The sequence below is a fragment of the Mesorhizobium sp. LEGMi-168a genome, from assembly GCF_058312955.1.
Genome location: NZ_JBZEGV010000004.1, coordinates 283,161 through 308,823, shown reverse-complemented (window position 1 = coordinate 308,823; position 25,663 = coordinate 283,161). Strand labels below are relative to the sequence as shown.

Genomic DNA, 25,663 nt, shown 5'->3' with positions numbered 1-25,663 from the left:
CGTGGCCCGTGCGGTTCGTGAGGTTCGAATGCCAAGACAAATCATTCCGGCCGGTTCCGACCCCACCGCCATCGGCGAGGTCACCGCCCCTCCCTTTGCCCGCCTTCCAGAGCCTGCAAGTCTGTTCTCTCGCCGCGCGCGGCGGTGGAACGCACTGGCTGCAGGCCATGAGCTGGGTCCCTATCTTCGCTTTCTTGCCGCTCTGGCCAATGTGCAGCACCGCATTCAGGAGGGCCTGCCGGAGCCAGAGATGCCTGATGCCGCAGCGCGCGAGCGCGCCCGGAGTTTTGGAATGCCGCCGCTCGACCGCAGCAAACTCGCGCTCGACACGGCCGCCGAGACGCTCGACCGCCTGGTCGCCGCGGCGTCGGAGGTCGAGAAGCCGGGCGCCGCGGCCGGTGCGCTGGACCGTTTGAGGCAGGCCGCTCCGGCGAAGCGCGCCGGCATGATGCGCAATGTGCTCGCCGGTGCGATCCCGATGGAGGCGCTCGCCGAGCACGTCTATGCCGCCGCTGCGCTGCAGGTTCACTTCGCCCGTCTCGCCGCCCGCCTAGACGCTCCGGCGCTGGTGCCGGTAGGCGATGGCGCGTGCCCCGCCTGCGGATCCCCGCCGGCATCCTCGATCATCGTCGGCTGGCAGGGAGCTCATGGGGCGCGCTTCTGCGCATGCTCGCTATGCGGCACGCTGTGGAACTATGTGCGCATCAAATGCACGTTGTGCGGCTCGACCAAGGGTATCGGCTACCAGGAGATCGAGGACGGGCCGGGCACGGTGAAGGCCGAGACCTGCGATTCCTGCGGCCGGTATGTGAAGGTCCTGCATCAGCACAAGGATCCCGGTCTCGACCCGATCGCCGACGACGTGGCAACGCTTGGCCTCGACATGCTCGTGCGCGAAACCGGCTATCGCCGCGGATCGTTCAACCCGTTCCTGATCGGCTATTGAGGGTGCGATGTCCGGTCTGCCCGCAACTCGCCTGCGCGATCTCCCGTCAGTCGATCGGGTGCTGAGGACGCCGCTCGCGGCTGCGGCGGTCGAGCGCTTCGGGCAGCAGTCAACGACGCGCGCCATCCGCGATGTGCTCGAAGAAGCGCGGGCAGCGTGCCGCACCGGGGCCGCAGTGCCTGATCCGTGCGACCTCGCCGCCGACGCACTTGTCCGGCTCAAGACCGCCGAGCACCCGTCGTTGCGCCCCGTTTTCAACCTGACCGGCACTGTGCTGCACACCAATCTCGGCCGCGCGCTGATTGCGGCCGAAGCTGCCGAGGCGATGCGCGTCGCTACCCGCGAAGCCGTGGCGCTCGAGTTCGACGTCGGGACGGGCAGACGCGGCGAACGTGACGATCATCTGCGCATGCTCATATGCGAGCTCACCGGGGCTGAGGACGCGACCGTCGTCAACAACAACGCAGCCGCGGTCCTGCTCGTCCTCAACACGCTCTCGCTTGGCCGCGAGGCCGTCGTGTCGCGCGGCGAGCTGATCGAGATCGGCGGCGCGTTCCGCATGCCGGACATCATGGTCCGCGCGGGCGCGAAGCTCGTTGAGGTCGGGACCACCAACCGCACGCATCCCAGGGACTATCTGTCGGCCATCGGTCCGGCGACCGGGCTGGTGTTCAAGGTGCATACGTCCAACTATCGGATCGAGGGGTTCACGGCGGAGGTCCCGGCGCGCGAGCTTTCGGCAATCGCCAGGGAGCGCGGCGTGCCTCTCGTCCACGACCTCGGCTCGGGCACGCTCATCGACCTCACCCAATATGGCCTCAGGCACGAGCCGACCGTAGGCGAGGCGATTGCGGACGGCGCCGATCTCGTCACCTTCTCGGGCGACAAGCTGCTCGGAGGGCCGCAGGCAGGCTTCATCGTCGGCAGGAAGGATCTTGTTGCCGAGGTCAACCGAAACCCGATGAAGAGGGCGCTCCGCGTCGACAAGCTCCGGCTGGCCGCGCTGGAGGCGACGCTGAAGCTCTATCGCAACCCGGATCGCCTGGCCGAGCGTTTGCCGACCCTGAGGCTGCTCGCACGCCTCGCCGTCGATATTGCCGCGCAGGCTCAGCGCCTGGCTCCCGTGCTTTCCAATGCTTTGGGCGATCAATTTGCAGTGCAGGTGACGGAGTGCTGCAGCCAGGTCGGATCGGGCGCAATGCCGCTCGACACCTTGCCGAGCGCCGGGCTTGCTATCAGCCCCCATTCAGGAAGCGGTCAGGCTCTGGAAGCGCTTGCAGCCGCCTTGCGGGCGCTGCCTGTCCCGGTGATCGGGCGGGTCGAAAAGCAGGCGCTCGTGCTTGATCTGCGTTGCCTTGAAGACGAAGCCGGCTTTGTGGCCAATCTCACACACTTTTCTCCGGGAGACAGCGGCGGTGCGATGGCTTGATCATCTCGCGCACAAGGCCGCCCCGGCATCTGTGGCCGGCCAGTTGGCCGCGGCCCTCGACGCTGCCAAACGGGGCGACTACGCCACAGCTCTCGGCATCTGGGAGCCGCTGGCGCGATCCGGATCGGCTCGCGCCCAAAACAATATCGGCGCCTGCTTCGCCGAGGGGCTCGGCGTCGAGCGTGACAACAGTCTTGCCTTCCGCTGGCTGGCGCTCGCCGCCGAAGCCGGCGATCCGGTCGGGCAGCGGAACCTCGCCTCGCTCTGTTTCCGTGGCGAAGGCGTCGAACCGAATTACCGTCGCGCGGCCGAGCTCTATCGGGCCGCGGCCGAGCAGGGCGACGGACTGGCGCAGGACATGCTGAGCTGGATGCTGCTCGAGGGTGAGGTGATCGAGCCCGACATTGCCGAGGCGCGGCGCTGGGCGCTGGCAGCCGCCGGGCAAGGGATCGCATCGGCGATGACCCGTGTCGGCATGCTCTATCACGATGCGCTCGGCGTGCCGCGCGATCCTGCCGAAGCGGTTCGCTGGTGGCGCAAGGCGGCATTGCGCGGCGACGCGGACGGTCAGGCCATGCTCGGCGCCGCCTGCCATCTCGGGGCCGGCGTTCCCGCCGACGCTGTCGAAGCCTGTACCTGGCTGCTGCGTGCGCGGGCAGGCGGCAGTGGTCTCGCAGGCCGGTACCTGGACGCGGCGCGCGCCACGCTCAGCGCGGACGAGATCGCCGAGGCCGAGCGCCGCGCCGCGCTGTCGCTCGAGGAGCCTGCGCCATGATCGTCGGCACGGCGGGACATGTCGACCACGGCAAGACGGCGCTGGTGCAGGCACTGACCGGCGTCGACACGGACCGGCTCCAGGAAGAGAAGGCGCGCGGCATGACGATCGATCTCGGCTTCGCCTATCTTCCGACGCCGAGCGGGGACGTCGTCGGGTTCATAGACGTTCCCGGTCATGAGCGCTTCGTGCACACCATGGTCGCCGGCGCCAGCGGCATCGATTTCGTGCTGTTGGTCGTGGCGGCCGACGACGGCGTCATGCCGCAGACGCGTGAACACCTGACGATCGTCGATCTCCTTGGCGTCAGGCGCGGGCTGGTCGTGCTCTCGAAGTGCGATCTGGCCGACCCGGCACGACGCGCAGCCGTTGCCGTGGACATAAGCGCCGCCCTCGCCGGCACAGCCTTGGAAGAGGCTCAGGTTATCCCGGCCTCCGCCATCACTGGCGAAGGCATCGATGACCTTCGACGCCTGTTGTTCGAAGAGGCATCGCGCTTTGCCGGGCGCTCAGCCGCGGGCCGCTTTCGATTGGCGGTCGACCGCTGCTTTACCCTGCACGGCATCGGCACTGTCGTGACCGGCACCGTCCTCTCAGGTTGCATTGATGTCGGCGACAGCGTGGTGGTGAGCCCACCAGGGCTTGTCGCGCGCATCCGCTCGATCCACGTTCAGGACCGCGTGGCAGAGCGCGGCCGAGCCGGAGACCGTTGCGCGCTCTGTCTGACCGGCGACGGCATCAGCAAGGAGGCGATCCGCCGCGGAGACGTGATCCTCGATCCCGCGCTTCACGCGCCGGCCGACAGGATCGACGCCCGGTTGCGCCTGCTGCCCCGCGAGCCAAAGCCGATCGGGCAATGGTTCCCGGTGCGGCTCCATCACGCCGCGGCCGAGGTTGGGGCAAGGATCGTGCTTCTCGGCGACGAGCCTGTTGCGCCGGGCGGCACGGCCAGGGTCCAGATTGTTTTGGAGAGCCCGATCGCCGCTGCGGCCGGCGACGCCTATGTGATGCGCGACACCACCGCGCAGCGAACCATCGGCGGCGGACGCTTCATCGACCTCAGGGGTCCGAGCCGGAAACGCCGCTCACCGGAACGGCTGGCCGTGCTCGAAGCATCCGCCATCCCGGCTCCGGAAAAGGCCGTCGCTGCGCTGCTCGACACGCCGCCCCGCTATCTGGACCTCGCAGCCTTCGCACGCGACCGGGCGCTCGGCGCCGGCGAGGTCGCAAGCCTGATCGATCGTCTCGGCCTTGCCACGATTTCCGTCGGGGAGACGCCGTTCGTGGTCTCGTCGATGCGTTGGGCTCGGTTCAGGCGCGACCTGAGCGAAATCCTGGAGAGCTTTCATGCCGGCAACCCGGACTTGCCGGGCATCGGAATGGAAAAGCTGCGCCTTCAGCTCGATCCCTGTCTTCCTGCGCCGGCCTTCGCTGCTGCGGTGCGAAGCCTGGTCCGCGTTGGTCAGATCGAGCTTGACGGCGCCTGGATACGGCTTCCGGGACATCAGGTCCGTCTCGCGGCCAGGGAAGAGGCTCTCTGGCGCGAGATCGAGCCACGGTTAGCTGGCCGGGTGAAATTCCATCCGCCAAGAGTGCGCGACATCGCAAGCGAGCTTGCCCGGCCGGAAGCGGAAATCCGCAAGGTCCTGAAGCTCTCCGGACGCATCGGCATGGTGCATGAGGTTGCGCATGATCACTTCTTCCTTCACTCGGTGCTGGGCGAGATCGTCGGGATCGTCTGCGATCTGGCGGCCGAGCATGACGGACGGTTCAGCGTCGCACAGTTTCGCGACAGTGCGGGCAGCGGGCGCAAGGTCGCCGTCCACATCCTCGAATTTCTCGACCGACACGGCGTCACCTTGCGACGCGGCGACCTGCGGCGCGTCAACAAGCATCGGCTGGACCTGTTTCGCCGCCAGGACGACAGCGGGCCGCCAATCGTGAAAGCTTCTGGAGGAGCATCGTCCCCGGTGGGGCGTCCGGACTTCAAATCCGGGAGGGGCCGCGAGCCGGTCCTTGGTGGGTTCGACTCCCACTCTCTTCCGCCGTCCTCTAGATCAGGATGACGATTGGTTGAATCGCCATCCTGATCTAACTCCTTGTCGTAGCATGATCTTTTCCGAAAACCGGTTCCCACTTTTCGGGATCATGCTCTAGAATTGGCTGTCGGATCTTTCCGGGGAGATGACGCAATGCCAGCATCTTTTCTGCTTGAACTGAGGACTGCGGCCGAGTCCGCCAAAGCTGTGGAGACGAGTTTCCGGCACGAGGCAGCACGGCAGATCGCAGTTCTGGAACAGGACCGCGCATTTGCTTTCAGGCGGCTCAACTTCATGCAGATGATCGCCGATGCGATAGCTCCGGCCGAAAGTGAGGATATCGCCGTTGCGAGCGCCTTCGCCGCCTTGCGTACGAGCCTCGGCTGGAATGCAGACAGCGAGGCGCGCTCGGAAGTGATCTCGCATTTTGCGCCGGTTGCGCTGGCAATCTTCCGGGACACGAACGGGAACCAGTCCGCCAATATCCGTGCCGCGCTAGCGGATTTCGAGCACTGGTACTCTGAAAGCCGGGGCTCCGTGTTCTGGACACTGTTCGAGCAGCAGATGCCGGACACGCCCGTCGTCGATTTTTGATGCGCACGCCGCGCCCCGCCCTCGGTCTGAACGCCGGCGCCACGCCGGTAATGCGAGCCGTTCAGAAGGCGCGCATTTTGGGCAGGAAGTCGTCCGAAGCCAAGGAACGCGCCTGGCTAGCCCGCAACAGATGGTTTAGGCGCCCTTCATCGCATTGCAGATTTCCTCGACAAGCATTGCGGCTGAAACCGAGCCGGGGTCCGGATGACCCAGCGAGCGCTCGCCGAGACGCGCGGCGCGGCCGACGGTTGCGACCATATCGCGCGTCGCTTCCGCTCCCTGGCGGGCAGCGGCGGCGATGGCATCGGCGTTCTGGCCACTGGCTGCCGCATCCGCGGCCGGCGCCCAGGCGTCGAGCATGGTCTTCTGGCCGGGTTCCGCCTTGCCGCGCTGGACGATGCCGTCGCGCATCGCCGCAATGACGGTCCGCAGCTCGCCGCTCGGCATCGATCCGCGCGGCCCCGCGGCCTTGCCGGCGCGCAGAAGGGCGGTCGCATAGAGCGGTCCGGAGGAGGCGCCGACCGCGTTGAGAAAGCCTTTGGCCGCGGCGTTGAAGACGTCCTGCAAAGTGCCCTCGGCGGCCTGGGCCGCATCGGCCGCGGCCTTCATGCCCTGTTCCATGGCGATGCCGTGATCGGCGTCCCCGATGACCCCGTCAAGCGCGCAGAGCCTGTCGCGCTCGGTCGCCATCCGCGCGGAGAAGGCGCCGAAAAGGGCTTTCAAATCCCCGGTCGTAAACTCCATCTCGCTCAGCTCCGGAACATGGCGCAGTCGCAAGGATGATCGATCATGCGCTGCAATTCGTCATCGAGATGCATGATGGTAATCGAGGCCCCGGCCATGTCGAGCGACGTGCAATAGGGGCCGACCAGCGTCTTGTCGACGACCAGCCCGGCAGCCTTCAGGCGTTCCGCGATCCGGGCGTTCAGGATGTAGAGCTCCATCAGCGGTGTCGCGCCTAGCGAGTTGACCAGCACCGCGACGCGGTCGCCGGCCGGCGCCTGCATCTCCGCCAGGATCGCGTCCATGATCTCGTCGGCGACATCGTCGGCCGAACGCAATGGCCCGCGCCGCACGCCGGGCTCGCCATGGATGCCCATGCCGATCTCCATCTCACCAACGGGGAGATCGAAGCTTGGCCGCCGCGTCTGCGGCAGGGAACAGGACGAGAGCGCCACGCCCATGGTGAAGGTGCGGTCGTTGGCGTGACGGGCGATCCGCTCCACCTCGTCCAGCGGCAGCATCATGTCGGCGGCCGCGCCCGCGGCCTTGAAGATGAACACGTTGCCGGCCACGCCGCGGCGCTTTTGCCGTTGGTCGCGTGGCGCCGACGCTATGTCGTCGGTGGTCAGCACCGTGCGCGCCTCGATGCCTTCCATCTCCAGAAGCTCGGCGGCCATGTCGAAGTTCATCACGTCGCCGGCATAGTTGCCATACATGAACAGGACGCCGGCGCCGCCGCTCGCGGCCATTGCCGCGTCGACCGCCGGCTGCGGAGGGGGCGAGGCGAAGACGTTGCCGATCGCGGCGGCATCCGCCAGTCCCTTGCCGACATAGCCCAGGAAGGTCGGCTCATGGCCTGAGCCGCCGCCGATGACCAGCGCCACCTTGCCGGTCCGCGGACCGTGTCTGGCGACGACCGCACGCGGCGCATTGTCCGGGCGCCAGAGATGCTCGGGATGCGCAGCCAGGATGCCGACCAGCATTTCGTCGACCGCCGCATTGCCGTCATTGATCAGCTTCTGCGTCAGGCTCATTCGCATCTCCCTGCATCGTCCTCGGTCGCGAGACTAGAGCAATTCCAGGAAAAGTGTGAAACGGTTTTCCGTCCGGAGTTGCGTGAAAACAAAGAGATAGAGCGTTTCGGGGCTGCGTGGAAACAGTCTTCTTCTGGTCCAAGGCCGCGAAGCGGGACGTGTCGAAGGCTCAGCGCGCGTTGTACTTGGCGTCGATCTGATCGATGGCGGCGACGTTGCCGGCCGACCGCCCCTGCGGATCGAACGTCTCCTTGAGAAAGGCATCGGCGATCGACTTCGCCAACTCGGGCCCGATCACGCGTGCGCCCATGGTGATGATTTGGGCATTGTTCGACAGCGCGGCGCGCTCGGCGGAGTAGGTGTCGTGGGTGAGCGCCGCGCGGATGCCAGGCACCTTGTTGGCCGAGATGCAGACGCCGATCCCCGTGCCGCAGATCAGGATGGCGCGGTCATATTTGCCGGCCAGCACATCGCTCGCGACCCGGTCGGACAGATTGGCGTAGAACGGGTCGGGGCCGGCTTCGGTGCGCGACACTTCCGAGACCTCGTGCCTGTCCTTCAAATAGTCGGCAAGAACCCTGGCCAGGCCTTCGCCGGCGCTGTCCCCCGCAACCGCGAGCTTCATGATCGTCTCCCTCATAGTTTGGCGGCGCATCTGGACAGGATGTCGAGGTAGCCCTCGACGGCCCATGCGGCGCGTCCGATGAACAACCCGTCGATATGCGGGCATGCGATGAGTTCGGCGCAATTGTCCGGGCTGACCGAACCGCCATAGAGGCAAGGGACGCGGCGGCCGAGCACGTCCTCAGCGGTAGCGATGATCTCAGCCTGTCGCGCGTCGGCATAATCCGAGGTCGCCGGAATACCATTGATGCCGATCGCCCAGACCGGCTCGTAGGCGAGCAGGATCGGCGCCCGCTTCTGTGCGGTGCTGAGTTTTGAAAGCGCGCCGCGCACCTGCCTGCCGAGAATTTCGTGGGCGAGGCCGGCCTCGCGCTCGACCAATGTCTCGCCGATGCAAATCAAGGGCGTTAAGCTGTGGCGCAAAGCGGCCTCCGTCTTGAGGCCGACGGTTTCGTCGGTTTCGTCGAAATGCTCGCGGCGTTCGGAATGGCCGAGCTCGACGATGTCGAGATTGCAATCCTTCAGCATCACCGGCGAAATCTCGCCGGTCCATGCGCCCTCGTCGGCCCAATGCATGTTCTGGGCCCCGACTTTGACGGAGGTATCCCTCAGCATCGCCTTGACCTCTCGCGCCGCCGTGAAGGGCGGGATGACGAAGCGCTGAACCCGCGGGTCGCCTTTGGGATCGGCAAGCAGCCCGCCGGCGAAGGCACGCGCCTCCGCGAGCGTCTTGTTCATTTTCCAGCTCGTGCCGATCCAGACCTCAGGCATCTGTGTCATTGATCAGTCCCTTGGCGACAGCGAGCCGAATGCGGGTGAGTGCGGCACGGCGCTGTCAACCGCCGAGACCGTCACGGATGGCTGAGAAATAGCGGTCGGTTCCGACCTGTCCGCCCTTCAGTGCGACCTCCAGCCCGTCGATCGCCTTGATGCTGGAATGGGCGACGCAAAGCGGCGAGCCCGGCGATGCCGGCAGCGGCATCCTCACCGTCAGCGCGTCGACGCCCATCTGGCCGAGCGCATGGCTGGACGTGTCGCCGCCGGCGATGATCACCCGCTTCAATTTCTGCTCCGCGGTCAATGCGCGAAGCAGTTCGCCCAGGCCGCGGCCGAGCTTGTGCCGGGCGCCTTGCTGGCGGTCGATCTCGGTGCCGCGGTCGGCGGTGGGGCCGAGCGCCGTATAGAGGATCGCGCTGCGCCCGGCTTCCAGGCTGGCGCGTCCGGCCGCCGCGGCGCGCGCGATCGCCTCGTCGGAACGTTCCGAGACCAGCTCGACCGGATCGACCTCGATGCCGTCGAAGCCGTCGCCCATCGCATGCCGGATCTGCCGTTCCGTCGTCGGCGAGCAGCTGCCCGACACCACCGCGATGCGGTCGGCGGCGCCGGGCGGCTGGAAGCTCGCGCTGACCCCTCCATTGCCCTGCCATTCGGCGAGCAACGCATATTCGATGCCGGAGGAGCCGGCGACGAAATATCCGCCCGGCTTGCGGGTGCGCCAGATTTCCTTGCCGGCGAGCGCCTGCGTTTCACGGCTGTCGACATCGACGAGCACGATGCTGCTTTCCCTGAGAAGGCGGTCCAGGGCGTCCGATCGCGATGACGATTGCAGCGTCGCCAGGTCGAGCAGGCCCGAGGCGAGGTTCGTCTGGCGCGACAGATGCACCAGAAGATCGGATTCGTCCATCGGCGTCGCCGGGTGACGGCTCATCACCGGGTGGCGGTCGATGCGGTAGTATCTGTCGCGATAGGCCGCGAAGAGGTGGCCGAAGGCCGTGTAGCGCTTGAGCTGCGGCGCGCCGACCACAAGCGGCACGCAGTCCTGCGCGAACACCGCGCGACCGATCTCGATCGCCCGGCCGATGCTGCCGATCTTCGGACTGGAATCGAAGGTCGAGCAGACCTTGTAGTGGCAGATCCCGGCTTGAAGCGTCTTCAGCCAGGCGAAGGCGTCCTTGAGGTGCGTGTCCATCCATTGCGGGGACTCGCTGCGGCTGGTGCCGGCAAGGCCGACGGCGCGGCAATGCGCGAAGCGCGCCATCAGTCCGGCATCCGGCTTGCGCATGAAAAGCACGGTCGGCACGCCGCCGAGTTCCAGCGCTTCCATGACGTCGGTCGAACCGGTGAGGTCGTCGCCGTAATAGCTGAGGAGCAGGTTTTGCATGCTCAGGCCGCCTTGCCGTCGGCGAATTTCTCGATCGAGCGCGCCAGCTCGGGGTGACGGCGAGCGTAGTCCGCCAACGGAATGCCCTCGACCGCCGCTTGCCAGGCCTGCTGCACGGCGCGCACGCCGGCGCCCGGTCCGTCCGGATGGCTGACAATGCCGCCGCCGCAGAGATAGAGGAGATCGACCGTGCGCCCGGTGCGTTCATAGGTCTCCGGCGCCTGTCCGCCCCATTGGCCGGATCCAGCCACCGGCAGGGCGCGATCAGCAGGCGAGAAGAGCGGCGTCGTCACCGCCTCGAAGGAGTGGATGAAAGAGTCGTCCGGCTCCCAGTATTTGGACGCAATGCCGTTGATCTGGAACTGGTCGACGCCGAGCAAACGCCAGAACTGCTGCCAGACCCTGAAATCCATGCCGAGGCCGGGATGGCGGGTGAGTATGTCCCAGCCGTTGCGATGCGCGTGCAGCACCAGGCCGGAGCGCTTCCTGAGGTATGCCATGCCGCCGAAGCCGATGGAATTGATGTTGACCACCGCGCAATTGCCTCCGGCCTCGAGCACCAGATCGTGGTTGCGCATCATCTCGTCCGGATCGGCATGCGAGATGCCGAAGGCATACATCACCTTCTTGCCGGTCTTCTGCTCATGGTCGTCGATCAGCGGCATGATCGCCTTCACCCGCTCCGACAGCGGCGAATAGGCCGGGCTCATCAGCTTCTCGTCATCCTTGATGAAGTCGACGCCGGCCTCGATCAGCTCGCCCACCATCTCGGCCGTCTCATGCGGCCTTAAGCCGAGTGCCGGCTTGACGATGGTGCCGATGATCGGGCGGCCCTCGACGCCGGTCAGCCTGCGGCTGCCGGCGACGCCGAATTGCGGGCCGGGATGGACGCCCCTGAATTCCTCCGGCAGCTTCATGTCGATGACGCGGATGCCGGACAGCCCCCTGATCGAATAGGTGCCGCCGATCGCAATCGTCATCAGCGCCGCGAGATCGGTGCCGATGGCATCGAACGGAAAGGCGATGTCGACATCGGCGCGTTTGAAGGGGCCGCTGCCGCCCTCGGGGATCGAAGGTTGCGCCGCGTCCGGCAAATGCCGGATCGCCAGCACGCGGGCTGCCACCCGCGCCTTCAATTCCTCAGTTTCCGCAGGCAACGCGACGAAGGTGCCGGTCGACTGGTCGCTGGCGATCTTGGCCGCCAGCGCCTCGATGCTCCCCGAGGTCTCGATGCGATAGGTGAGGGTGATCATGCCGGCTACCCAGTCGAAAAAGGCAGGAAATGAATTCCCTGCGCCCGAAATCTGGTATAATGAGTACATAAGCATTGCAAGCAATATCCTGCCCGCCGGAACGGCATGCCATAGGCGACGGGCATTCCGGAAATTGCGGTCGCGGTGTTAGATTAGGACTGGGTCAACGGAGTGATTCGCGGCGATGAACCGTTCGGAGCCGATCGTCCGGCGTAAGCTTTCCGATGAAGTCTTTGTCAGGCTGAAGCGGCTGATCACCAGCGGCGAGTTGCAGCCCGGCGACGACATGCCGTCCGAGCGCGAGTTGATGGAGCGCTTCGAGGTCGGCCGGCCGGCGATCCGCGAAGCGATGCAGGCGCTGAGCAACATGGGTCTCGTCGCCATCTCGCATGGCGAGCGCGCCAAGGTGCTGCAGCTTACCGCCAAGTCGATCATCAAGCAGGTCGACGGCGCGGCCAAGATCATCCTGTCGTCGTCGAAGGACACGTTGGAGCATTTGAAGAGCGCGCGCATCTTCTTCGAGCGCGGCATGGTCAAGGAAGCGGCCGAGAAGGCGACGCCCGAGGACGTGCAGCGGTTGAGAGCAACGGTTGCCGAGCAGCGCGCCGCGCGCGGCGATGCCGAGGCCTTCATCTCCGCCGACATGCGCTTCCACACCCAGATCGCGGCGATATCGGGCAATCCGATCTATGTCGCGGTCAGCGAGGCGATGCTCGGCTGGCTGAAGGAATATCACACCGAGATGCTGATCTGGACCGGCAAGGAAAAGTTCACGCTGACCGAGCACGAGGAGATCATCGGCTGCATCGAGAAGAAGGACGCCGAAGGCGCCGAGAAGGCGATGATCAAACACCTCGAACGCTCGCGCGCCCTCTATGTGATGACCTCGGATAAGTGACGCCTAAAGCGCGTCGCGATCTTTCAGATTCGCTCCGTGCGCTTTAGGTTTTTGATTTTACGCATGTCTTTGCCCCGAAACCGGTCCCACTTTCGGGAGACATGCTTTAGCCTATCCGGACAACAGCGTAAGGCGACATCATGAGATCGCCTTGGCCAAGCGCCGAAACGTCGACGGGCACATTGTCGGCCGTCAAGTTTGCCAGCCACATAACGGTCTCGCCCGCGGCGGAGCGTCCGGCCAGCGCCAGCACCCGCGTCTCGTCGCTTGTTTTCGCCGCAACATGGGCAAGGCCGGCCAGTTCGCAAAGCCCCTTGATGGCCTGGAAGATCGGGCGCGGCGTTCCTTCCGCATTGGGTTCCCCGGATTCCGCCAACACGCCGAACGTCCCGGTGAAGCTGGAGAGCGTCAGCATCTCCAGTCCGGCCGGTGCCACGCGCGCGGCATAGCCGATCGTCCAGGCGGCAGCGAACTGCCCGGCATGGCGCGGATCGCGATTGGCCATGGCGATGCGCTGGCCGTGAAAATTGTCCTTGGTCGCGCCGCCATAAGGGTTCTGCCGCATGGCAATCGTCGAGGGTCCGATGCGATAAGGCTTCGCCCCATAGATCGCCCGTGTCGACTGGGTGATGAACGGCAGCGCCTCCAGCGATTGCATGACGCTGAGATCGTCCGCCGCGTGCACGACCGGGCAGGTACAATGAGTGACGAAATCGAGGTCGTCGGCCGGAACGCGCTTGCGGTTGAGCTCGGTGAAATAGCTGAACATGCCGCCGCCGAGGCGGATGCCCGGGAAGGCACGGCGGGCGGCTGCATAGACGTCTTCGAGCGGCGGACAGGCCGGCCACGCGCTGCCGGGCGGCGTCGACTGCCGGTCGACCGAAGGCGAGACCGCGATGGCATCGAGCCGCAGACCCACCCTGCGCACCATCTCGGCAATGCCGGAGAGCTCAACGTCGAGGTCGCCGGCACAGGCGACCACGCATTCGAGCGTGGTCGCGGCGGGGAAGGCGGCAGCGAGACTGGCATGGGCACGCAAGGCGTCCAAGCCATGGCCGCGTGTGAGGTCGTAGTGAAGGAGAAGCTGCTGCGGGCCAAGCTTCGACAGCATCGAAAGGTTGGCAAGCGCGGCCTCGACGTCTTCCGGATAAATGACCACACCGATATCGGGCAGCTTCGCTCCGGCCTCGCCAAGCTCGACGTGAACAGGTTCGGCGCCAGTTGTCGCGGCAGTCACCTTGGACTCGCCGGTGATGCGCAGGCTGATGGTCTGACGATTGGTTTGTCCGGCCGGCAACATGTAGGGCCACGGCAGAGCCAGCGGCCGCACATAGGTCTTGTAGGAAGCATCCGACCAGTTGCGCTGGTCCTCCATCTCGAAGATGTCGCCTTCCATCCGGCATTCGGCGCTGACGCCCGGCCGGACCTGGTGAGTGATGGCGCGCATGTTCTTAAACGGCTGCCAGGGGTCGATCAGCAGAGGCAGCTTTGTGTCCACCCAACTGCCATCGGTGTGTTCGACCTTGACCGGACTGCCGGCGAGGCCGGCGATCGGATGCAGGATGCAGAAGCCGCAGCGGTTGGTCTCGAAATCGCTTTCGGGCAGCGCGCTCACATCGAAGCTGAGGCGGCCGTCGGCGTGGCCTGTGATCGTAGCGCTGAAGCCGAGCCGGCTTCCGACGGGCCCTTCACAGCTTGCCGAATAGCGCACGGAGAAACGGTCGCCGTCCTGTTCGATGACCAGATCCTTCAGCGCCGGCTCGTAGGTGCCCCAGTCGCGGTCGCGCACGATATAGGCGATGGCGCGCAGCACCTCGATGCCGCCGTGGCGGATGGTGCGCAGATTGCCATTGACGAAATCGGCGCTGAGCGGGCCGGCGCTGAGCCGGACCGGTTCGGCTTCCACCGCGCGCGTGCCGTGGAGGAGGAACGGATCGGCGGTCATTTGAGCAACTCGTCGATCCGCACCGGTTGCCGGCTGGCGGCGCCGGCATAGGCAGCCTCGACCAAAGCGAATGTCTTGAGGTTGTCGGCGCCGGAGGTGGCCGGCTCCTTGGCCGCCGTCAGACAGTCCACCCAATGCTTCTGGATCGCCAACACACTTTCCTGGATGTTGTGCCAGGGCCGCGACGCCCAGGGCAGCAGCGGTGGTGAGACATCAGTGACGCTGGTGCCGCTCTTGCCGGTGACGGTGAGCCGGTAGCCTTGCGCCAGCCGGATGGTGCCGTCGCTGCCATCGATCTCGATCAGCGTCTCGGGGAATGGCTCGGTCGCAAGCTTCGTCGCATAGCTGCAATCGACCACGGAGGTGGCGCCGCCTTTATGCTCCATCAGCATCGTCGCCACGTCCTCGCCGGCGATGTTGGGATTGACGCGCGTGGTGCGCGCGGTGAGGCTCGACACGTCGCCGAGCAGGAAGCGGGCGATGTCGAGGATGTGGATGCCGAGATCCTCGATAATGAACCGCTTGCCGGTCGCAAGATAAGGCTGCCCCGAAAACACGTCATAGGCAGAGCGGAAGGAGATGCGCCCGAAAAACGGCTTGCCGATTTCGCCGCTGTCGAGCACTCCGCGCACCGCCTGGATCGGCGACTGCCAGCGGAAATTTTCGTGCACCATCAGCGGCACGCCGGCGTCGGCGCAGGCCTTCACCATGGCCTTGGCATCGGCTAGCGTCGGCGCGAAAGGCTTCTGGCAGATCACGGGGACGCGGTTGGCGGCAGCCATCTCGACCAGCGGCCGATGGCTGCCGACGGTGGTCGCGATGTCGACGAAGTCGAGCGTCTCGCCAGCAAACAAAGCGGCCGCATCGCTGTAGCGCCGCTCGATGCCGAACTGGTCGCCGACGATCCGCAACCGCTCCGGATCGCGGTCGCAGATAGCCACGATCGAGGCGCCGTCGATGTCGCGCCAGCCATGCATCTGGTTGACGGCGAAGAAGCCGCAGCCGATCAGCGCCCCACGCAATTCCGCCATGCTCAGCCCACCTTCGCCATCTGCATCAGCGTCACCCGGCTCTGCAGCCGGCGCTGCGCCTGGTCGACGACAACGGCGACGATGATGACGAGGCCCTTGATAACCATCTGCCAGAACGAGCTGACGCCCATCATCACCAGCCCGTCGGAGAGGATGCCGATGACGAAGGCGCCGACGATGGTGCCGCCGATCGTGCCGCGCCCGCCCGACATCGAGGTGCCGCCGAGCACGGCTGCCGCGATAGCGTTGAGCTCGAAGCTTTCGCCGGTCGCCGGATGCGAGGCCATCAGCTCGGACGAGATGATGAGGCCGACGATCGCCGCGCAGAAGCCGGAGAACATGTAGACGAACATCTTCACCATGTTGACCCGCACGCCCGAGATCCGCGCCGCGCGCTCGTTGCCGCCGACGGCGAAGATGTGGCGGCCGAGCGGGGTGTAGCGGGCGAGATAAGCCGCGCCCAGCGCCACCACGAGCAGGATCCAGATCGAGACCGGCAGGCCGAGCAGCTTGCCGGCGCCGAGATAGCCGAAGCCGGTGGTGCCGAGGTCCGGCTTGCCGACGAGATTGGGGAAGGTGCGGCCGTCCGATGACAAGAGCGCCAGGCCGCGCGCGACATAGAGCGTGCCCAGCGTGGCAATAAAGGGCGCGACGTTCAGCCTTGTGATCAGCAACCCGTTGACGGCGCCGATCAGTATGCCGACGGCAAGCGTGATCAGCGCGATCTCGACGACATTGAAATAGACGGTGTAGCCGATCTGCAGGTCGATCCCGTTGAGCACGAGATAGCCGGCGACCATGCCGCACAGGCCGACGATCGAGCCGACCGACAGATCGATGCCGCCGGTGATGATGACGAAGGTCATGCCCATGGCGAGGAAGGCGTTGAGCGCAACATGCTTGGCCATCAGGATCAGATTGGCGGCCGAGAGGAAGTTCGGCGCCGCGATCGAGAAGAACAGCAGCACAGCGATCAGCGCGATGAAGGTCCTGAGCTTCATCAGCGTCAAGAGCACGGAGCCGCTGGATGCGGATGGCGCGGCAGCCTTGGCTGGAATGTCGGTCATCAGCGTTGCTCTCCATGCACGGGTCCGTGGCCAAGCGCCGATGCGGCGACGATCGCCGCTTCCGTCGCCTCGGCGCGATCGAACATGCCCGTCAGTTTTCCGTTGCTCATCACCGCGATGCGGTCGGACAGCGCCATCACCTCGTCGAGGTCGGAGGTGGCGAAGAGGATGCCCAGCCCATCGCGCGATAGCTTGCGCATGGTGCGGAAGACGTCGGCCTTGGCGCCGACATCGATGCCGCGGCTGGGCTCGTCCATCAAAAGCACTTTCGGCCCGGTGAGCAGCGCCTTGCCGATCACCACCTTCTGCTGGTTGCCACCCGATAGTGACGAGACCTCCTGCACCGGATCGGCGACCTTGATCGCCAGCTCGCGCACCATCTGCGTGACGGCCTGCCGCTCGGCGCCGCCACGGATGTGGAACAGGCTGACGAAACGCGACAGGCTCGCCAGCGTCAGGTTGCTGGCGACCGACAGGATCGACACCAAGCCCTCGCGTTGACGATCTTCCGGTATCAGCGCCAGGCCGCGCTGGATACGCCGCGCCGTATCGCGCTCCCTGACCGGCTTTCCGTCGATGAAGATCCTGCCGCTGGCCTGGCCGTGGCGGCCCATGATGCAGTCGAACAACTCGCTGCGTCCGGCGCCCATCAATCCGTAGATGCCGAGGATCTCGCCGGCGCGCAGCGACAGCGAGACATGGTCGACCGCCAGTCCGCCAGTGACGCGCGGCAGGCAGATCTCCTCGGCGCGGAACACTTCCGCGCCGGGCTGATGGCCGTCGGCCTTGGCGAAATCCTTGGCATCGGAGCCGATCATCTGCCGCACGATCCACTGCGTGTCGACGTTCTTCATCTCCTCCTGACCGGTGATGCGGCCGTCGCGCAGCACGGTGATGTAGTCGCCGATGCGGATCAGCTCTTCCAGCCGGTGCGAGATGTAGACGATGGCGACACCGCGCGCCTTGAGGTCGGCGATCACCTTGAACAGGATCTCGACTTCGGCCGCGCTCAGCGCCGAGGTCGGCTCGTCCATGATCAGGATGCGCGCGTCGAGCGAGACCGCCTTGGCGATCTCGACCAGCTGCTGCTGGCCGATGCGCAAATCCTCGACCAGCATGTCGGGCCTTATCCCGGCTTCGAGCTGCTCGAGGAATTCGGCGGCGCGCCGCTCCTGCGCCTTGTGGTCGATCTTGCGGAAGGCGTTGGTCAACTCGCGCGTGGCGAAGATGTTCTCCGCGACCGAGAGATTGCCGAACAGGTTCAGCTCCTGGAACACCATGCCGATGCCGCGGCTGACGGCGTCCCCGGAGGACGAGAAGGAAACCTCGCCACCGTCGAGCAGGATGCGGCCGGCCGTCGGCCGCTCGACGCCGGCGATGATCTTCATCAGCGTCGACTTGCCGGCGCCGTTCTCGCCGACCAACACGTTGACCGCGCCCTTGCGCACCTCGAAATTGGCGTGCTTGACCGCCACGGTGCCGGCATAGACCTTGGAGATGTCCTCCAGCTTGAGGATGACGTCGTGACCGGGCGAGGGGCTCATGGCTTTGGCCCGATCTCGGCCTCCGCCGGCGTCACTAGCGGCACGTCCTGGCCGCCTTCGATCGTGTAGGCGCCGAGCACTTTCGCGGTCCGGCCCTCCAGCCCATCGCGCGGCAACTTGGAAAGCACCGTCTTGTCGGCCTGGGCGTTGAAGGCCTTGCCGAACTGGGCAAAGTCGATCTGGTTGGTGAAGTCGTTGAACTGCACGAAGTCCAGGCTGTCGCGCAGCGCGGTACCGCGCATGGCCGGCCCGATCTGCACCCGCGCATCCGCCTTGCCGTCGCCATCGACGTCGACATCGATGGTTGCCGCGCGCGATTGCGTGTTGGCGGCGACGATCTTGCCCTCTACGTGCACCGCGAAGGTCCACGGCGAATTCGCCTGCTTCTTCGGATTGCCGTATTTTGCGCCGGCGGCGGCTGGATCGGTCTTCGCCAGCGCATGGACCTCTGCGAATGTCCCCGCCTTCTGCTGCAAATAGGGGATGACCTTCGAGGCCCAGATCTCCTCGACCCTCTTGTCGGGATTGAAGGCGGAGCCGTTGCCGCTATCGGCACCCTGCGCCGAGGGTGTCGGCAGGATCTTGCAGGCGCTCAGACCGACGGCGGCGGTGAGCGCAAGGATCAGCCAACTCTTCTTGAGCGGACAAGTCGGCTTGGTCATGGCAATCAAGGATACCCGAAAGTGAAATGGAGGCGAGGGACGAACGCGCGTTCGTCCCTCGCAGCTTCTATCGCGCCGGCTCAGTTCTTGAGCGCGAAAGTCTCCAGCTTGGGAGCGTTGTCGCCGTTGATCAGGAGGCAGTCCATGAGCTGCTTTTCCTTCTCGGGCGACTTCTTGTTCTTGATGAAGTCGCTGGCCTGCTCGACGGCCATCTGCGCCTGGGCATAGGCAGGCTGCAGCACCGTCGCCTTGATGCCGCCCGAGGTGATGGAGTCGCGCACGTCGTTCGAGCCGTCGAAGCCGACGACGATGACATCCTTGCGGCCGGCGGCGGCAAGCGCCGCATAGGCGCCCATCGCCATCGTGTCGTTGCCGGAGATCACCCCCTTGATGTCGGGGTTGGCCTGCAGGATCGATTCCATCTTGGAATAGGCTTCGGTCTGGCTCCAGTTGGCCGACTGCTGCGCGACCATCTTCAGGTCCGGATAGTCGTCGATGACGTCGTGATAGCCCTTGGAGCGGATGCCGGCGTTGGTGTCGGATTCCTTGCCGACCAGCTCGACGAAATTGCCCTTCTCGCCCATCAGCTTGACGAATTCCTGCGCGCCGAGCTGGGCGCCCTGGTAATTGTTGGAGACGATCTGCGCCACGGCGACGCCGGTAGCGTTGATCTCGCGGTCGATCAGGAAGGCGGGGACGCCGGCGTCCTTGGCCTTCTGCACGGCGGCGACGGTGGCGTCGGCACCGGCATTGTCGAGGATGATCGCCTTGGCGCCGCGGCCGATCGCGGTGTCGATCAGTTCCGACTGCTTGTTGGCGTCGTCGTCATGCACCAGCACCAGCGCGTCGTAGCCGAGCTCCTTGGCCTTGGCTTCGGCGCCCACCGCTTCCGCCTTGAAGAACGGATTGTCGTGCGAAGGCGTGATGATGGCGATCAGGTCCGCCGCATAGGCAGGCATGGCGGTGCCCAGTGCGAGCACGCCGGCGAAAGCCGCAAGCGTCATTCTGCGAGTGAGTTTCATGAAGTCCTCCCGTTGAAAACCGTGCCTCGATCGAGGCAATCGTCTGTGTTTGAATTCGTCAGGCGGTGCCGGCCGCGCCGCTCGGATTTTGAAAGCCTTCACCGGCTTTCATCCGAACCGACCCTCGCTGCCGCTCCCCGCCATTCCTCCACTCGTCCGCTTCGGATTTTCCCAGCAATCCGAGCTGGAACAGCTAAAGCCAACTGGTATGATGAGTCAATCACTAATTCAGGTGATGTGTACCTGATAGTAGCGATTTCAGGTGATCCGCTGGATGCTGGCAGCGATCTCCTCCGGCTCGAAGACCCGCTTCCAGTCGTCGCGCATCAGCACCGGCTTGCCGAACTCGATCGCCTTGTTGCAGGCGTCCGAGAACACGCCCTTGGTCTCGCCGAAGATGACGGCGCCGAGCACATTCATGTGGCCGAGCAGGAAGTCGAGCGCCGCCTGCCGGTCGACGCCGCGCGCCACGACCTCGTCGAGGGCTTCCTTCATGACGACGAGCAGCGAGGCGCACACCGTCTCGGAGAGACCTGGCTCGAGCAGCGCCATCTGCTCGACGGTGACGCGGTGCGAGCGCATCACCGGCGCCCAGATGATCTGGGCGATCTTCTCCCCCTTGGCGTAGTCCTCCTCGGGCCCCTGCATCAGCGCGCTGACGAAATGCTGCTTGGCCTTGACGCCGCCGAAGAAGTCCTTCTTGGCCGCCATGTCGGTTTCGTCGTTGAAGATCGGCGGATGACAGGGATGGGTGACGAAGTAGGTCAGGTCCGGACGCTTCGGCAGATGACCAGCAAAGGGCGCCGCGGCGTCGAGCACGATCACCATCGTCCCCGGCGCCAGCTTGCTTTCGATGCCAGCCGCGACCTTGCCGATATGCGTGTCGGGAACCGCAAGGATCACCACTTCGGCGCCTTTGAGCGCCTCGTCCACGCTCACCGTATCGATGCCAAGTCCGCTCTTCAGGCGCTCCTTGCCCGCCTCGCTGATCTCGACATGGCGGATCGTATAGGGGGAACCGTGAAAATTGGTCGAGAGGCGGTAGCCCATTTTGCCACCGGCACCGAACAGCGCGATCGTCGTCATCTAACCTGCTCCTGATGTTCAGACGATCGTCCCATGCCAATCGTCATATTATATACTGGTATGATCACTCTACCACACTTTGGCAAGAGGATCGTTGTCTGTCCGTCATTTCGGCTGGGCCACTTCCATTTTCGCCGTCGGGTCCCTGTCGCCGTCCGCAAGGTCGACAGACGCACGCCGCGCCAAAGCCTGGCGTCCGGCCAGCGCCAGCACGAAGATGACGACGACGCCCTGCACGATGTCCTGCGCGCCCGGAGGCAGGCCGATGATCTGCATGGTGGTGACGATGAGGATGAGCAGGATGCTCGCGAAGAGCGTGCCCAAGGCCGTCGCCGAGCCGCCGAAGATCAGCGTGCCGCCGAGCACCACGGCGGCGATCGACTGCAGGAGATAGGGCTGGCCCATTTCGAGGAAGGCGCCGCCGATATAGGCGCCGAGCAGCAGCCCGTCGAGCGATGCCAGCACTGAGGAGATGATGAAGGCTGACGCGATCACCGGCCCATTGCGGATGCCGGCAAGCCGCGCCGCGGCGCGGTTCTGGCCGACCGCCGACAAGAGCTGTCCGAATACGGTGTAGCGCAGCACGAAGGACGTCGCCGCCACGCCGATGATGGCGATGATGACCATGATCGGCACGCCGGAAATGCGGCCCGTCGCCAGTTCCTTCAGCGCCGGGCTGACAGCGAAGCCCGGTATCGCCTTGTTGGACAGCAGCGTCGCCGTCGCCAGCACATAGCCGGTCGCCAATGTCGCGATGATCGCCGGGATGCCGAGCCCGACGACGAGCAGCGAATTGAGCGCCCCGACGGCAAGGCCGAGCAAGATGGCGGCGACCAGGCCGATGGCGAGGTTCGCGTCCTGGCCCTTGACGGTGAGCAGGGCGACAAAGGCGCTGAGCGTGATCACCGAGGCGACCGAAAGGTCGATGTTGCCGCGTCCGGTCGTCACCACGAACATCTGGCCGATGCCGACGACCGTCAGGAAGGACGCCGACAGAATGACGCCGGACAGGCTGGAAAGGCTGAAGCGGTTGGTGACGAATGACAGCACCAGCCACAAAAGCAGCACGCCGATCGCCGACCAGATCCAGCGGTTGCGCTGCGCCCAGATGCCGAAGCTCGCGAATGCGTTCATGGCTCGCTCCCGCGGTCGGCGGTCAGGCTGCGCAGCGTGAGCAGCGCGATCAGGATCAGCCCTTGCGTGGCGGCGTTGTAATCGCTGCTGACGCTGAGTGTGCCGAGCAGCGCGCCGATCAATGACAGCGTCACCGCGCCGGCGACGGCGCCGATCGGCGAGATGACGCCGCCGAGCAGCGAGCAGCCGCCCATCACCACGGCGGCGACGCTGAGCAAGGTGTAGGAATTGCCGGAATTGATGTCGCTTGCCGTGTTGATGGCCGTCAACGACAGGCCGGCGGCGGCGGCGAACAGTCCGGCGATGAGATAGCGCACCAGCGCGTAGCGCGTCGGCGACCATCCCGAGCGGATCATCGCCGCCGGATTGTTGCCGAAGCCGCGCAGCACGACGCCGAGCGGCAGCCTGTCGATGACCAGCACGATCAGCGCCACGGCGGCGATCAGGATGATCGAGGTCGGCACGACACCGAGCGACCAGTTGAAAAGCGCCGACAGCCAGTCGGGGCTGGCGCCGCCCGGCGTCGGCTGCAGCGCATAGCCTATGCCCACCCAGATGAAGGATGCGCCGAGCGTGACGACGATTGCCGGGATCTTGCGCGCCTGGATCAGGCCGCCAAGCCCGGCATAGGCGGCGACCGCCATCACCAATGCCAGCGCGCCAAGCCACGGCTGGTCGTAGAGCAGCGTGGCGCTGAGCACGCTGACCAGTCCGGCAAAGGCGCCGACGCCGAGATCGATTTCGCTGCCGCCGACGATGAACATCTGCGCCGCGGTCACCAGCACCAGCGACAGCGCCGGCATCAACAGCAGGTCGAGCCCGAAGGTGGAGGCGACCGCCGGGTTGATCGCGATCATGATGGCGAGCACGGCGGCAAGCCCGATGAACGGCGCCGCGTTGACCAGCCGGCGAGCGAGGTCCGCCGTGGCGGTCTGCCTGCGCCCTGCGCTGGCGGTCTTGTCCTCCGGCTGCACGAAGGAAGCGCCGACGATGGCCTGTTCCGTGATCGCTTCACCTGCCAGTTCCTTCACGATCCGGCCGCCGGAAAAGACCAGCACGCGGTCGCAGGCGAGCAGTTCCGCATCCTCGGTCGTGTGCCAGACCAGCGCGCGGCCGCTACGCGCAACCTCGTCGCAGAGCCGGTAGAAATCCTGCTTGGTGGCGATGTCGACGCCGCGCGTCGGATCGTCGAGCAGGATGATCGGCGTCTCGGCGACCAGCGCACGCGCCACCAGCGCCTTCTGCTGGTTGCCGCCGCTGAGCTCGGTGATGTTGGACTGGAAGCGCCGGTCGTCGAGCCGCAGGCGGCTGGCGGCGCGCGAAGCGGTATCCCGGCTGGCGCGGTCGGAAACGACGCCCAGCGCCGGGCGGCGGGCAAGCGCGCCGATGCCGATGTTGGAAAGCACGCTCCACAGCGGGAACACGCCTTCCTTCTGCCGGTCGCCGGCGATGAAGCCCGCATCCGCATGCCTAGTGACGGCAGCGTGTTGCTTCCGGTCCGGGCTGAAGATCGCGTGCAGCAATTCCTTCTGCCCGCTGCCTTCGAGACCGGCCAGCCCGACGATCTCGCCGCGCACGATGTCGATGTCGCGGCCGAACTCGGCCGTCAGCGGCCCGGAGAGCCGCACCAGCACATCCTGGGAGGATACGGCCGCGACGGCGTGCTGGTGGACCGGATTGGCATCGCCGCCCATCAACTGCACCAGTTTGCCGATCGAGGCGTCCGCGGCATGGCCCTGCCAGGCGGTGCGGCCGTTGCGCAGCACCACGATCTCCGTGGCGATGTCGATGATCTCCTGCAGCTTGTGGCTGATGAAGATGAAGGCGAGGCCGGCCTTCGCCCGCTCGCGAATGAAGGCCCTGAGTTGCTTCGAGCGGTCGAGATCGAGCGAGGACGTCGGCTCGTCGAGCACGATGAGCTTGACGCCGGGCGTCGCCGCCGCGCGCGCGATCTCCACCATCTGCCGTTCGGCGATGGTGAGGTGTGCGACCTCTGCGTCCGCGTCGATTGTATTGCCTGGAAAGACGGCGTCGAGCGCCGCGCGGGCGCGGGTGCGATAGAGCGCGCGCCAGCCAGGCCGGCTTGCGGCGTCGCTCGGTGTTTCCAGGAAAAAGTTTTCGGCGACCGACAGGTTGGCGCAGAGCGACAGCTCCTGATGCACCATGCGGATGCCGCGCCGCTGCGCTTCGCCGGTGTCGTAGCCGGCGAAAGCCAGCTCCGTGCCGGCAAAGGAAATCGCGCCGAGCGTCGGCCACATCGCGCCGCACAGAATGCGCATCAGCGTCGATTTCCCGGCACCGTTGCCGCCGACCAGCCCGATCACGTCGCCGGCACGGGCGGAAAGATCGATCCCCGCATTGGCGAGCGTCGGGCCGAAACTCTTGGTGATCCCGCTGAGCGAGACGACACTTGGCTGGGCAGGGGCAGCAGGCGCCGTGGCTGCGGCGCTGTCCTGTACGGCAACGGCAAGATGGGACATTCGTCCTCCGCTTCTTCGCAGGCGAAGATCGGGCGCCGCTGTGGGGCGGCGCCCGATCCGTTAAATGGTCTGCCTTACTTGCTGAGCAGGTTCTGCTTGACCCAGTCCAGCGAATAGCTCGGGCTGATGATCTGGCCGCCCGGCAGTTTCGCGTAGTCCTTGAGGTTGCCGGCATCGACGGTTGCCACCGGCATGATCATCAGCTTGGGCGCCTTGGCGCCCTTGAGCAGCGACAGGCCGAGCCAGAAGGCGGCGCCGCCGATGCCCGGCGTGGTGTTCATCGACACGGTCTGGTAGCCGTTCTTGGCATTCTCCTCGGCCCACCATTTGACGAAGTCGGTGCCGCCGCCGCCTTCGATGACCGGCATCTTGTCCTTGTACTCGCCGCCATACTGGACGAAGGCCTGCGCGATGCCGACATCGTCGCTGCCGCCCTGGCCGAGCACGGCATCGACATGCGGCAGCGAGGGCAGCACGTTGGCGATCGCCGACTGCGCCACGGAGGCCGTCGCCTGGCCGTAGACGGTCGCCACCACCTTGATGTCGGGGTATTTCGCCAGCACCGACTGCTGCGCGTTGAACATGTCGTTGTCCGGCGCCGAGCCCTTCACGCCGCGGACCTGGATGACGTTGCCCTTGCCGCCGAGCATCTTGAACACGGCTTCCGCCTGGGTGGCCTTGTAGCCCTTGAAGTCGAAATTGAGCTGGTAGTTGCAGGGCGCCGAAGCGACGGAATCGAAGGAAATCACGATGATGCCGGCCTTGCAGGCCTTCTCGATGATGCCGTTGACCGCGGTCTCCGAGGCGGCATCGACGGCGAGCACGTCGACCTTCTTCAGGATCAGTTCGGCGATCTGGCTGTTCTGCTGCGCGACCGAGCCGTCGCCGTTCATGACGATGTAGTCGGCGATCTGTCCGGCGGCCTTGGCTTCCTTGGCCGAAGCCTCGAAGGCCTCCACCATCTGGTGCCGCCAGGTGTTGCCGTAATAGGCGTTGGCCAGCGCGATGACCGGCGCGTCCGGAGACGCCATTGCCGGCAGAACCGAAACGCTAGCCAGCGCGGCGCTGGCGAGCGCCGCAACGATTGCGAACTTCATTGATATCTCCTCCCAAAAGCGCCGGCCAACATGGCCGGCTCGTCTGCTGTTCCGTGATGGCGCCCTTTCCAAAGGACACCATACCAGCTACATGTTATACCAGCATACCAAATAGGCAA

Annotated in this window: 22 protein-coding genes, 1 tRNA gene and 2 pseudogenes; 8 read left to right on the top strand and 17 right to left on the bottom strand. The window is 65.7% G+C overall.

Going from position 1 to position 25,663, the window contains the following annotated elements:
- Positions 1-28 precede the first annotated feature (28 nt).
- The 4 genes and pseudogenes from fdhE to selB all read left to right on the top strand — a co-directional run.
- Entirely contained in the window at positions 29-946 is a 918-nt protein-coding gene (gene fdhE, locus AC4FWB_RS08645) for a formate dehydrogenase accessory protein FdhE (protein ID WP_491025554.1), read from the top strand.
- 7 nt (positions 947-953) lie between these two features.
- Positions 954-2,375: an L-seryl-tRNA(Sec) selenium transferase gene (selA, locus tag AC4FWB_RS08640; RefSeq protein WP_491025553.1), complete on the top strand. Its 1,422-nt coding sequence runs from the start codon at positions 954-956 to the stop codon at positions 2,373-2,375.
- Entirely contained in the window at positions 2,362-3,150 is a 789-nt protein-coding gene (locus AC4FWB_RS08635; RefSeq protein ID WP_491025552.1) for a tetratricopeptide repeat protein, read from the top strand. The genes selA and AC4FWB_RS08635 overlap by 14 nt, the downstream gene beginning before the upstream one ends.
- Positions 3,147-4,193 (top strand): annotated as a pseudogene (gene selB / locus AC4FWB_RS08630) (selenocysteine-specific translation elongation factor); the annotation flags it as partial. The gene AC4FWB_RS08635 and the pseudogene selB, both read left to right, overlap by 4 nt.
- Before the next feature lie 42 nt (positions 4,194-4,235).
- Here the strand turns inward: selB and AC4FWB_RS08625 are convergent.
- The gene (locus AC4FWB_RS08625; protein WP_491025551.1) at positions 4,236-4,655 is read right to left on the bottom strand and encodes a hypothetical protein; all 420 of its coding nucleotides are present in this window, start codon (positions 4,653-4,655) and stop codon (positions 4,236-4,238) included.
- On the opposite strand from AC4FWB_RS08625, the pseudogene AC4FWB_RS08620 reads away from it, so the two are divergent.
- The 3 genes and pseudogenes from AC4FWB_RS08620 to AC4FWB_RS08610 form a co-directional block, all read left to right on the top strand.
- Positions 4,539-4,973, top strand: a pseudogene (locus AC4FWB_RS08620) (selenocysteine-specific translation factor); the annotation flags it as partial. The gene AC4FWB_RS08625 and the pseudogene AC4FWB_RS08620 sit on opposite strands and share 117 nt — an antisense overlap.
- A 129-nt stretch (positions 4,974-5,102) precedes the next feature.
- Positions 5,103-5,195 (top strand) — tRNA-Sec (locus AC4FWB_RS08615).
- A gap of 288 nt (positions 5,196-5,483) precedes the next feature.
- Positions 5,484-5,783: a hypothetical protein gene (locus tag AC4FWB_RS08610; protein ID WP_491025550.1), complete on the top strand. Its 300-nt coding sequence runs from the start codon at positions 5,484-5,486 to the stop codon at positions 5,781-5,783.
- A 135-nt stretch (positions 5,784-5,918) separates the two neighbouring features.
- On the opposite strand, the gene dhaL is transcribed toward AC4FWB_RS08610, so the two are convergent.
- From dhaL to oiaX, 6 genes are all read right to left on the bottom strand, one after another.
- The gene (gene dhaL, locus AC4FWB_RS08605) at positions 5,919-6,527 is read right to left on the bottom strand and encodes a dihydroxyacetone kinase subunit DhaL (RefSeq protein WP_491025548.1); all 609 of its coding nucleotides are present in this window, start codon (positions 6,525-6,527) and stop codon (positions 5,919-5,921) included.
- 5 nt (positions 6,528-6,532) lie between these two features.
- Positions 6,533-7,540 (bottom strand): dihydroxyacetone kinase subunit DhaK, encoded by a 1,008-nt coding sequence (locus tag AC4FWB_RS08600; RefSeq protein ID WP_491025546.1) that lies wholly within the window; start codon positions 7,538-7,540, stop codon positions 6,533-6,535.
- Between the two features lie 169 nt (positions 7,541-7,709).
- Complete coding sequence (gene derI / locus AC4FWB_RS08595; RefSeq protein WP_491025544.1) at positions 7,710-8,165, bottom strand: D-erythrulose-4-phosphate isomerase; 456 nt, start codon at positions 8,163-8,165, stop codon at positions 7,710-7,712.
- Positions 8,166-8,176: 11 nt separating this feature from the next.
- Positions 8,177-8,935: a triose-phosphate isomerase gene (locus AC4FWB_RS08590; RefSeq protein WP_491025579.1), complete on the bottom strand. Its 759-nt coding sequence runs from the start codon at positions 8,933-8,935 to the stop codon at positions 8,177-8,179.
- Positions 8,936-8,999: 64 nt separating this feature from the next.
- Positions 9,000-10,325: a four-carbon acid sugar kinase family protein gene (locus AC4FWB_RS08585; RefSeq protein ID WP_491025542.1), complete on the bottom strand. Its 1,326-nt coding sequence runs from the start codon at positions 10,323-10,325 to the stop codon at positions 9,000-9,002.
- 2 nt (positions 10,326-10,327) lie between these two features.
- On the bottom strand, positions 10,328-11,578 hold the full coding sequence (oiaX, locus tag AC4FWB_RS08580; RefSeq protein WP_491025541.1) for a 3-oxo-isoapionate-4-phosphate decarboxylase OiaX: 1,251 nt from the start codon (positions 11,576-11,578) through the stop codon (positions 10,328-10,330).
- A gap of 184 nt (positions 11,579-11,762) precedes the next feature.
- Between oiaX and AC4FWB_RS08575 the strand changes: the two genes are divergently transcribed.
- Entirely contained in the window at positions 11,763-12,476 is a 714-nt protein-coding gene (locus AC4FWB_RS08575; protein ID WP_491025539.1) for a transcriptional regulator NanR, read from the top strand.
- 106 nt (positions 12,477-12,582) lie between these two features.
- Here AC4FWB_RS08575 and apnL read toward each other — a convergent pair whose 3' ends face one another.
- From apnL to AC4FWB_RS08525, 10 genes are all read right to left on the bottom strand, one after another.
- Positions 12,583-14,421, bottom strand: coding sequence for a D-apionate lactonase (gene apnL, locus AC4FWB_RS08570; protein ID WP_491025538.1), 1,839 nt, complete (start codon positions 14,419-14,421; stop codon positions 12,583-12,585).
- Positions 14,418-15,452: a Gfo/Idh/MocA family protein gene (locus AC4FWB_RS08565; protein ID WP_491025537.1), complete on the bottom strand. Its 1,035-nt coding sequence runs from the start codon at positions 15,450-15,452 to the stop codon at positions 14,418-14,420. The genes apnL and AC4FWB_RS08565 overlap by 4 nt, the downstream gene beginning before the upstream one ends.
- 2 nt (positions 15,453-15,454) lie before the next feature.
- Positions 15,455-16,519, bottom strand: a complete 1,065-nt coding sequence (locus tag AC4FWB_RS08560; protein WP_491025536.1) for an ABC transporter permease — start codon at positions 16,517-16,519, stop codon at positions 15,455-15,457.
- Positions 16,519-18,063 (bottom strand): sugar ABC transporter ATP-binding protein, encoded by a 1,545-nt coding sequence (locus AC4FWB_RS08555; protein WP_491025535.1) that lies wholly within the window; start codon positions 18,061-18,063, stop codon positions 16,519-16,521. Before AC4FWB_RS08555 ends, AC4FWB_RS08560 begins: the two co-directional genes overlap by 1 nt.
- Complete coding sequence (locus AC4FWB_RS08550; protein ID WP_491025533.1) at positions 18,060-18,725, bottom strand: DUF2291 family protein; 666 nt, start codon at positions 18,723-18,725, stop codon at positions 18,060-18,062. Before AC4FWB_RS08550 ends, AC4FWB_RS08555 begins: the two co-directional genes overlap by 4 nt.
- 80 nt (positions 18,726-18,805) lie before the next feature.
- Complete coding sequence (locus tag AC4FWB_RS08545) at positions 18,806-19,747, bottom strand: D-ribose ABC transporter substrate-binding protein (RefSeq protein WP_491025532.1); 942 nt, start codon at positions 19,745-19,747, stop codon at positions 18,806-18,808.
- 258 nt (positions 19,748-20,005) lie between these two features.
- Positions 20,006-20,833, bottom strand: coding sequence for a phosphogluconate dehydrogenase C-terminal domain-containing protein (locus AC4FWB_RS08540; RefSeq protein ID WP_491025531.1), 828 nt, complete (start codon positions 20,831-20,833; stop codon positions 20,006-20,008).
- Positions 20,834-20,938: 105 nt separating this feature from the next.
- Positions 20,939-21,967 carry an ABC transporter permease gene (locus AC4FWB_RS08535; RefSeq protein ID WP_491025530.1) on the bottom strand — a complete coding sequence of 343 codons (1,029 nt, stop codon included), beginning with the start codon at positions 21,965-21,967 and terminating at the stop codon, positions 20,939-20,941.
- Positions 21,964-24,447 (bottom strand): ATP-binding cassette domain-containing protein, encoded by a 2,484-nt coding sequence (locus AC4FWB_RS08530; protein ID WP_491025529.1) that lies wholly within the window; start codon positions 24,445-24,447, stop codon positions 21,964-21,966. The genes AC4FWB_RS08535 and AC4FWB_RS08530 overlap by 4 nt, the downstream gene beginning before the upstream one ends.
- Positions 24,448-24,521: 74 nt before the next feature.
- Positions 24,522-25,544, bottom strand: coding sequence for an ABC transporter substrate-binding protein (locus AC4FWB_RS08525; protein ID WP_491025528.1), 1,023 nt, complete (start codon positions 25,542-25,544; stop codon positions 24,522-24,524).
- Between the last annotated feature and the right edge of the window lie 119 nt (positions 25,545-25,663).

What these genes read in the sequence shown, in the direction of transcription:
- fdhE (WP_491025554.1), top strand. Translation starts at nt 29, where the DNA reads ATGCCAAGACAAATCATTCCGGCCGGTTCCGACCCCACCGCCATCGGC.
- AC4FWB_RS08565 (WP_491025537.1), bottom strand. Translation starts at nt 15,452, where the DNA reads ATGGCGGAATTGCGTGGGGCGCTGATCGGCTGCGGCTTCTTCGCCGTC.
- apnL (WP_491025538.1), bottom strand. Translation starts at nt 14,421, where the DNA reads ATGACCGCCGATCCGTTCCTCCTCCACGGCACGCGCGCGGTGGAAGCC.
- selA (WP_491025553.1), top strand. Translation starts at nt 954, where the DNA reads ATGTCCGGTCTGCCCGCAACTCGCCTGCGCGATCTCCCGTCAGTCGAT.
- AC4FWB_RS08530 (WP_491025529.1), bottom strand. Translation starts at nt 24,447, where the DNA reads ATGTCCCATCTTGCCGTTGCCGTACAGGACAGCGCCGCAGCCACGGCG.
- AC4FWB_RS08610 (WP_491025550.1), top strand. Translation starts at nt 5,484, where the DNA reads ATGCAGATGATCGCCGATGCGATAGCTCCGGCCGAAAGTGAGGATATC.
- AC4FWB_RS08525 (WP_491025528.1), bottom strand. Translation starts at nt 25,544, where the DNA reads ATGAAGTTCGCAATCGTTGCGGCGCTCGCCAGCGCCGCGCTGGCTAGC.
- AC4FWB_RS08560 (WP_491025536.1), bottom strand. Translation starts at nt 16,519, where the DNA reads ATGACCGACATTCCAGCCAAGGCTGCCGCGCCATCCGCATCCAGCGGC.
- AC4FWB_RS08575 (WP_491025539.1), top strand. Translation starts at nt 11,763, where the DNA reads ATGAACCGTTCGGAGCCGATCGTCCGGCGTAAGCTTTCCGATGAAGTC.
- oiaX (WP_491025541.1), bottom strand. Translation starts at nt 11,578, where the DNA reads ATGATCACCCTCACCTATCGCATCGAGACCTCGGGGAGCATCGAGGCG.
- AC4FWB_RS08535 (WP_491025530.1), bottom strand. Translation starts at nt 21,967, where the DNA reads ATGAACGCATTCGCGAGCTTCGGCATCTGGGCGCAGCGCAACCGCTGG.
- AC4FWB_RS08600 (WP_491025546.1), bottom strand. Translation starts at nt 7,540, where the DNA reads ATGAGCCTGACGCAGAAGCTGATCAATGACGGCAATGCGGCGGTCGAC.
- AC4FWB_RS08585 (WP_491025542.1), bottom strand. Translation starts at nt 10,325, where the DNA reads ATGCAAAACCTGCTCCTCAGCTATTACGGCGACGACCTCACCGGTTCG.
- AC4FWB_RS08590 (WP_491025579.1), bottom strand. Translation starts at nt 8,935, where the DNA reads ATGCCTGAGGTCTGGATCGGCACGAGCTGGAAAATGAACAAGACGCTC.
- derI (WP_491025544.1), bottom strand. Translation starts at nt 8,165, where the DNA reads ATGAAGCTCGCGGTTGCGGGGGACAGCGCCGGCGAAGGCCTGGCCAGG.
- AC4FWB_RS08540 (WP_491025531.1), bottom strand. Translation starts at nt 20,833, where the DNA reads ATGACGACGATCGCGCTGTTCGGTGCCGGTGGCAAAATGGGCTACCGC.
- dhaL (WP_491025548.1), bottom strand. Translation starts at nt 6,527, where the DNA reads ATGGAGTTTACGACCGGGGATTTGAAAGCCCTTTTCGGCGCCTTCTCC.
- AC4FWB_RS08545 (WP_491025532.1), bottom strand. Translation starts at nt 19,747, where the DNA reads ATGAAACTCACTCGCAGAATGACGCTTGCGGCTTTCGCCGGCGTGCTC.
- AC4FWB_RS08550 (WP_491025533.1), bottom strand. Translation starts at nt 18,725, where the DNA reads ATGACCAAGCCGACTTGTCCGCTCAAGAAGAGTTGGCTGATCCTTGCG.
- AC4FWB_RS08625 (WP_491025551.1), bottom strand. Translation starts at nt 4,655, where the DNA reads ATGTCCCGGAAGCCGTATCCAGGCGCCGTCAAGCTCGATCTGACCAAC.
- AC4FWB_RS08555 (WP_491025535.1), bottom strand. Translation starts at nt 18,063, where the DNA reads ATGAGCCCCTCGCCCGGTCACGACGTCATCCTCAAGCTGGAGGACATC.